The organism is Actinomycetes bacterium (assembly GCA_024222295.1).
Lineage (GTDB): Bacteria > Actinomycetota > Acidimicrobiia > Acidimicrobiales > Microtrichaceae > JAAEPF01.
In genome coordinates, this window is sequence record JAAEPF010000019.1 from 1 (window position 1) to 7,662 (window position 7,662).

At 68.5% G+C, this 7,662-nt stretch carries 5 protein-coding genes; all 5 read left to right on the forward strand.

The window, feature by feature from the left end; translation table 11 throughout:
- Positions 1-691: hypothetical protein (locus tag GY812_05280; protein ID MCP4434902.1), on the forward strand; the 691-nt coding region annotated here is incomplete at its 5' end.
- Positions 692-875: 184 nt separating this feature from the next.
- Positions 876-2,729, forward strand: coding sequence for a hypothetical protein (locus GY812_05285; GenBank protein MCP4434903.1), 1,854 nt, complete (start codon positions 876-878; stop codon positions 2,727-2,729).
- Positions 2,726-6,001, forward strand: a complete 3,276-nt coding sequence (locus tag GY812_05290; protein MCP4434904.1) for a hypothetical protein — start codon at positions 2,726-2,728, stop codon at positions 5,999-6,001. Before GY812_05285 ends, GY812_05290 begins: the two co-directional genes overlap by 4 nt.
- Positions 5,998-6,459, forward strand: coding sequence for a hypothetical protein (locus GY812_05295; GenBank protein MCP4434905.1), 462 nt, complete (start codon positions 5,998-6,000; stop codon positions 6,457-6,459). The genes GY812_05290 and GY812_05295 overlap by 4 nt, the downstream gene beginning before the upstream one ends.
- A 247-nt stretch (positions 6,460-6,706) precedes the next feature.
- Entirely contained in the window at positions 6,707-7,300 is a 594-nt protein-coding gene (locus GY812_05300; protein ID MCP4434906.1) for a hypothetical protein, read from the forward strand.
- The last annotated feature ends 362 nt before the right edge of the window (positions 7,301-7,662 follow it).

Here is a 7,662-nt window from a genome sequence, read left to right on the forward strand (position 1 = left end):
ACGCGCGGATTTCACGCCCGAGGCGATGGCAGAGGCAGGGTGGGGTAACCAGGAGCGTGCGGCAGCGCTGGCTTCCGGTGGTGGACCCTCGCTGGATGATTTGCTCGATCCATCGTCTCCGGAAAATCAGCTACTCGATCGTCAGTCGCAGCGCTGGCTAGATCGGCAGACCGCGCCCCAACCGGGGGACACGCTGCAGGCCCCGGGGCCGTCTGAGGGCTCGGGCGGTGAGTGGGGAAACTGGAAGGAGATCGCCAGCCCGCTGGTGGGTCTGGCGGGCGCGGCGCTCGGTGCGATGCGCCCGGGGCTGGAGCGGGATCGGGCCTATGAAGCGCGGCTGCGTGCGCGCATGGGTGGTGACACTCTGGCGCGGCGGGAGGGTGCACTGGCCGCGGGGCAGCTCAATCGTTCCATCCGCGGCGCGAGTCTCGGTCGGCGGGACATCTCCCCCGGGTTGGCGATGCGTAATGCGCAGATGACCGCGGCTCGGGCGGGGACCAATGTCATGGCCCAGGCTGCGATTGCATCGGCGCAGGAGCGCCAGCGCGCGGAGGAGACCCTGGCGAAGATTCGCAAGGATCGGATCTCGTCGCAGATTGACGCGGGCCTCGCGGCGCTCTCGCAGGGCGGCGCGTGGCTGGCGGGCCAGGGGGCGGCGGAGGCGAAGGGCGGCGGCAATGGGGGAGCGTAACGACCTGCCGCTAGCGCCCGCTGCGCCGGCATCGGCTACCCCGGCGGAGCCTGCGCCGACCGCGGATGCTCCTGCCGTCGCTGCTCCGAGCCCTGGCGCGGCGGCGGCGACCTCGGGCACGGCAGCAGCACCACCACCCACGCGGCCCTCCACCGCGCTGGATACCATGCAGCGGGAGATGGGGGTGGAGTACGACGAGCAGGGGATGCCGGGCATTTACGACGAGAAGACCACCACCGCGCCAGGCGGCGGTCGCCGCGCGGGACCTCCCCAGGCGCGGGTGCAGGTCAGCGGGGAGCGCTCTCCGAACCTGGGGATCCTGGCGGAGGGTCTGGCGGGACAGGAGCGGGCGCAGGCCCAGCTGACGCGCGCGTTCCAGGCGCAGGAGCAGGCCCGCGCAGAGGCCCTGCGCGAGACGAGCGATCTTCTCGGCACGGAGGCGAATCGGCTCGCGGAGCAGCGGGAGCAAGCGATGCAGGAGAGCATCGAGAGTTCCCGGCGGCTGCAGGCGCAGGCAGACTCCCTCGGTGCGATGGCCCCGAGTCCGGGGCGTTTGTTCGGCACGGACTCGCAGGCTGCGAGTTTCGGCGCGGCGCTCTCGATTGCGGCGGGCGCAATGCTCTCCGCGCGCACTGGTGGTCCCAATGTCGCTCTGAAAATCATCGACACTGCGATCAAGCGGGACATGGAGAGCCAGCGCGAGGCCATCAAAAACCAGCAGTTTGCGGCGCAAATGGGTCTGCAGCTAGCGCAGGAAATGAGGGCTGCGTATCGGGACGACGTGGCAGCGAGCAACGCCATGCAGGCGACGCTGCTCCGGTATTCGGAGAATCGGATTGCGGCGATCACCGCGGAGACGAATAACCCGGTGCTCCAGGCGCGCGGCCAGGAGGCGATTGCCAATCTGCGCATGCAATATGCGCAGTTGATCGAGCAGGTAACTCGCCAGAAATTCGGTGTGACGATGGCGATGCCACTGCGCAAGGCGCAGGGGATGCTCGCGGCGAGCCAGGGTCAGACGCTGCCGCCGATCTCCGATCCCGACATGGCCCAGGATGCAGCGCGAGACGGTGGCGAGGCGACGCAGCGCGGGCTGGAAGCGGCCGCGGTGGGCGCAGCGGAGGAGGGGCAGGCTGCCGAGACGAAGGCGCAGGTGGTGCCACGCTCCAAGCGCACGCCTCGCCGTGCTGCTGCCCCTGCTCCTGCGCCAGCAGACCAGCATGCTCTGGTGGGCCAGTACGGCATCACAGCACACCCGAAGGCCCCGGGCTACGCCCTCACCGCCGACCGTCTGCCCATCCCCCCGGGCGCCACCATTGCTGCGTGGGGTGGGCGCGGGAAGACTGCCGTACAGGCATTGCACGTCTCCGATGACCATTACCAAAATCCGCCCCCCGGGTGGCAGCAGGACCCGCGGAGCAAGCGGGGCGGGCGGCGGATCGTGCGGGTGGGCTCCCTCACGCGGACCCGCCTCGACAAGGGCCAGAGCGACCGACTCCATAAGATGCGGGATCGGCAGGTTAAGATTCCCTCAGACTACCCGATCAAGAAGGATCTGGAAGGGCGGAGAACTGTCGGACGGCAGCAGGATACGATTGCCCTCCCCTATTACGAGGGCATCGAGAAGGACTTGGCCTCTTACAAGGACTCCGACCGGGGTATGGGGAAATGGCGGCAGACCTATCAGCAGTATGTCCAGCTCCGCGATGCCGACAAATTGGATCAGTTTCTCTCCGCCAAAGGCAAAGCGCGGCGGCTCGCGGCGATCGCGCTATTTAACCAGCAGATTTCGAAGGGCGGTGTCTTGAACGCTGGGGAGGTGGAGACGATCGGTAAGTTCCTGGAGAACCCCGAGAGCTGGAATCTGTTTTTGAAGGAGGGTGGCTGGGATCAGATGAATGAAATGATGCACGAGGCGTACAAGGTGGAGCTGGATGCCCTGCTGAACGAGGGTACGCAGCCTCGCCAGATTAATGCGGCCCACTCTCGCCTCGCCGGAATCGTATCCACCGTGCAGAGAAAGAGCAGCCGCCAGTGACCGATCGTCCTCCCGCCTCCCCTGGGCCTGCGCCGGCAGCCACTCCGATCTACGAGGCGGAGGGGGAGAGCGAGGCATTCGGTCGGTTGACCGAGGGTCTGCCGGCAGGTGCGCTGCAGGATCCGGAGCTGCGCGCCATCCTCACGGAGCGCGCGGAGGATCTCGCGATGCTCACCCGCGGCGACTCGTCGGAGGCGGTGGTCAACGGCAATCGCTGGGTGCATGTCCACGATCCGCGGACGGGGCAGGTCGGCTGGGTGACGGGGGCCGACTATGACGCGGAGGCGGGCATCTATCGGCGGGCGGATCGGGGGGAGATCTCCCGGGATCGGATCGCCCAGCGCCTCATCGATGAGTCTGCGCAGATCGTCCAGGAGCGGCTGGCCACGCTCGGCTCGGCGGAGACATTCGCAGCCTCGACTGCCATCGCTGCGACTGGCGGCAAGGCACTTGATTGGTTCGGGGACGACCTGGCGCGGGCTCGGGTGCAGGCCTCCCGCGAGGCGAGTCCGGTTTCCGCGATCGCTGGCGACGTCAACGCGATGGTCTCTGGGGGCATCGTGGGCGGGGCGGCGATTGGGCTGGCGGGCGGTGCTATCGCTGGCGCAGCCAACGCTGCCGGTGGAGTCGGTGCGGCGGCACTGCAGAGCGGGCGGCTGGGGTATGGTGCCGCCAATCTGCTCACCCGCGGCGGAAAAGCGGCCAGCTACCTCGCGGGCCGAGCGACCGCTGCGCGAGCTGCGCCGGGCATCCGCGGGGCAGCGGTGCGTGCGATGGGAACCGCCAGCACCCTCGCTGCCGAGGGTGCGCTCGGGGACATGCAGATGGCGTATGCCCAGGCTGCGATCGACGATCGGGAGCTGTCCAGCGAGGAGGTCTGGAGCGCGGCGGGCAACGGGGCGATGTGGGGCCTCGGCGCAGCGGGTGTCCTGGGTGGCGTGCGGGCAATGGCGACGGGTTACCGCGTGGGTGCTCCCCTCGCCAAAAAGAAATTGCGCAGCGCGGCGGGTCGGCTGCTCACCGGGGACGAGGCCGCGCAGGCGGTGGGCAAACAGTATGCCGATCGCGGGGCCTTCGACCGCATGGTCTCGCGGCAGCATGCGACCGATGCCGACCTTGAAACGTCCCAGCAGTGGCGCGCGGGTGCGGGCCAGGCGGTGGATCCCGGCTTGGCCGAGGAGCTGGGAGCGCCCGGATTCGCGGGACGTCTGGGTGCGGCGACCACGCCGAGCGGGCGGCGGCAGGCGGTGGAGATCCAGGAGCAACTGGCTGCTCTCGACGCTGCTGTGGACGACCTGGCGCAGCCCGCGGCGAAGGCTGCCCCCAAGGCTGCGCGCCCCCCTGCGCCGCCAGCAGCGGGCCTGCAGTCGCTGGCCTCCGATGCGCGGGCGCACTCCCCGAAGCTGCGAGTGCAGGGGACATTCATCGGTCGTCGGCTGGCGAAACTGCGAGGTGTGGAGCTGACCTCGGAGGCGATAACCGGGGAGGTCAACGCAGCGCATCGGGCATTCGACGACGTGAAAGCGGAAGTTTTCGCGGCGCTCGATGGTGCCGAGGCGGCGGGGCAATCGGCACTCGTGGCGAATGCTGCGAAAATTCGGACTGCGTTCCAGCGCATCTCTCCCCCCGCGGCCACCCGCCGCCCCAGTGCGCGCGCAGGGGCCACGGCTGCGACGGCGAAGCGCGGGCATTTCTCGATCCCGGAGAGCCGTGGCCCGCGCGGCGGAGCCCGGGCAAGCCAGCTCGGCCAGAGTTTCCTGGCGTTTGACGACGCGGGAGATGTCCTGCGCGCCGCGGCAGGGGCATCGACCACAGCGGACGACGCATCCAAGTCGATGGTGTCCGAGCTGCTGGGCCAGCTTCGCCAGGCGCAGCTCGGCAGTCCGGCGATGCCCAGCACACTCGGTGCGGCGGGCGAGGCGGTCAATGCGGCGCAGGCCTCAATGGATGGCGTTCGGGGTGCGCAGGCTGCGCTGTACGGCGTCGCCGGCGGTGCACCCATGCCACTGGGCGGTGCAGGGAAACTGGACCGTGCACGGGCTACTGCGACGTTACGCGGCCAGGGAGCGGACCTCCGCGAGACCGGTGCAGCGATCGAGGAGTACGTGGTGCAGGCGCGGCGGCTGGTGGAGCTGGATCCTGGGGCGGCGAAGTCTCTGGAGCGCCCGCTTCGCGCGCTGGAGTCGCGCTCTGCCAAGGTCGCTCCGGGGCTCAAGGCCCGGGGGGCGGCAGCGGAGGCCTTCGCAGCGCAGGCTCCCGACGGGGCCTCCTCGGCAGCGGGCGGAGGGTACTGGGTCTCCATGAAACGGCTGCTCGGTGGGGTGCAGGAGGCGAGCGGTCGGGACATCGTGCTGGGCGCTGCGATCGCGATGGAGCCCACGCTCGGATCCATCTACGCGCTGGGTCGAAAAACCATGCAGAGCCCGACAGCTCGCGCGTTGCTGGTGACCGCGGTCACCGAGGCGCGGCAACGGATGGCGCGCGCGGTGAGCGCCATGCAGCCCGCATTCGAGATGTCGCGGGTCGCATACAAACCTCATCTTCTGGGGGCAGCCATCACGCGGGGCATGGGTGCACCCGATCGCAGCGAGCTGGACCGCATGACTCCCACGGCGAAGAGGGAGACCTACATGGCCCTGGCGGAGGGTATCCGGGGCCAGGTGGAGCAAATGGATCTGACCGTCGCGCAGTTGGCCCAGGCGACTCGGGCCACCACCGCGCTGGACCCGGCTCTGGGCCAGTCGATGCAGGTCCAGGGTGCGAAGGCGCTGCTGCACCTCGCGGCGGAGCTGCCCGAGGTAGTGCGCGACCCACTTACTGGCGCGGCGCAGGCTCCGGGGCAGGGTCAGATTGACTCCTTTTTGCTGACGTATCGGGCGGTGCAGGACCCGGCGATCATGCTGGAGGATCTCGGCGCGGGCACTCTGCGCACGGAGACCGCGGAGGCGGTCCAGGCGGTGTATCCCTCGATGTTTGCCGGCATGGCCATCGAGGTGAGCGAGGCGATGCAGCGGGCCGGGGATGTGCCGCACCAGACGCGGGTCCTGATCGGTATGATGCTGGGCATCCCGGGCTCTCATCTCATGGCCCCGTCTGCGCTGCTCGCGTTCCAGCGCAACTACGCCGGTGCGCAGACCGCCGAGGAGGCCCAGGTATCGGGCCTCAATGCGCGGCGACGCGCAGAGAGTGTTGCCGCGGCGCGCATGCCAGCGGCGAGCAGGACGAGTGCCGGGCGCTGGCGCACGGTCAGCGAAGAAACGGAGATGACATGAGCGCAAACGTAGACAAGGCCCAGCAGGTCAGACCCCCGATCGCGGTTTACGCCTACCAAGTAGGTGCCGGCATCGTGATCCCATTGCCGGGCGTGCCCGCGGACATTGGCGGCAGCGCGCCGAGCGGGAGCCACGGGCTGCTGCTAAATTTCCTGACCATCCAAAATGCGTCGGTGGGCGGCCCCAATGACAAAGCGCTTAAATACTACGTGAACGGCGACCCCACCACGGGATTTGCCGCGGGTCCGAACACCAATACGTATCCGGCGGATCCCCCTCCTTCGCCGCTCACTGGCCAATATGCCATCCTGCCGCCGGGAGAGACCGTGCGGTTCGACATGTCCGATCTCTTCGACCACACGCAGCCGGGTCGGGTGCCGGTGCAATATCTCCACGTCGAGAGCGTGGATGTCGCGTTCCCCGTCGATATGAGATTCTGGCGGAGCAGCGGACGATGATCTGGCTCGTCGATCACTGGGCGGAGATCGTGGGAGCACTGGCGGCGCTCCTCGCCGCCGCCAGTGCGGTAACGAGGCTCACCCCCAGCCCAAAAGACGATCGGGCAGTAGCGCGGCTGCGCGCGTTGCTGGCCCGCCTGAGCCTGCTGCACCCGGCGGAGTCGGGTCGATCGATCAAGCTGCCCCTGAGCCCTCCGGCTCGGCCCCCACACCCGGACGACCTACCGCCCCCGCGCTGAATCTCGCATTGATCGCCGCCGTAAATCGACCCGGCAAACACGATGCCTCCGGTGCATTCGTGCCGGAGGGCACGGCATGGTCGCGAGCGAACCAGGCGTCTGAACTGTTTCTCGATGCCGAGGGTCTGAGCGCGCAGCAGGTGCGCGACGCAGTGCTCGATCAATTGTTCCGACCCCAGCATCGGGGCCTGCAGCAGGTGGCATTTTTCTGCCACGGATTTCCCCGGGGCATCGGGTTGGGTTTTCATGGACGGGACGGCGCGGCGTGCCTCGCCGCGGGCATCCAGAGCGCGACCGAGCAGGGGACGGTGATCCTGTACTCCTGTTCCGCTGGCCAGTGGTTTGCCGGGGAGCTGGCGCGCATGCTGGGGGAGGGATTCGCTGTGTGGTCGCACATGGGGCGCGGGCACACCACCCGTAATCCTCGCCTCTGTTATGCGCGCGGCAGTGAGTCGATCGATGTATGGGCCGAGCTTACGTGGACTCGTCGTCGTCGTCTCCGGGAGCTGCTCCGGGGCCCGGCTCGGCTGCAGCTCGGGGCGATGGAGCCGCCGCGATTACTTGAAATTCTGGATCGACGGCTTTCTGATACTCCTGGATGATCCCGACCAGGTGCTGAAATCGCTCCAGCGTCATGGTGCAGAGCCAGGGACCCCGATCTTTGCGGGTGACGACGAGGGGAGGTCTCCCGTCGGTGTCGGCCACCGCCTGCTCCATCGCTCCCTGGATATTGGGCCGTGCACCCCGTTTGACTTCGATCCACCACGGGGTGTGCTCGACATCGCAGGCATTGGATCCACGCCCGTACTGCGTCTGCAGTAGCCCACCACGGGCTGCGTCGGGATAGACGCTGCGCAGCTCGTTGGCCACGTCACGTTCGCCCTGTGCCCCTCTCTGGCGGCTCCTACGCCCTACGCGCTTGCGATCGATCATCCTGCACCTCCTCCGGGCTGAGTCGGTAACC

Coding starts and splice junctions, on each gene's coding strand:
- GY812_05295 (MCP4434905.1), top strand. CDS start 5,998: ATGAGCGCAAACGTAGACAAGGCCCAGCAGGTCAGACCCCCGATCGCG.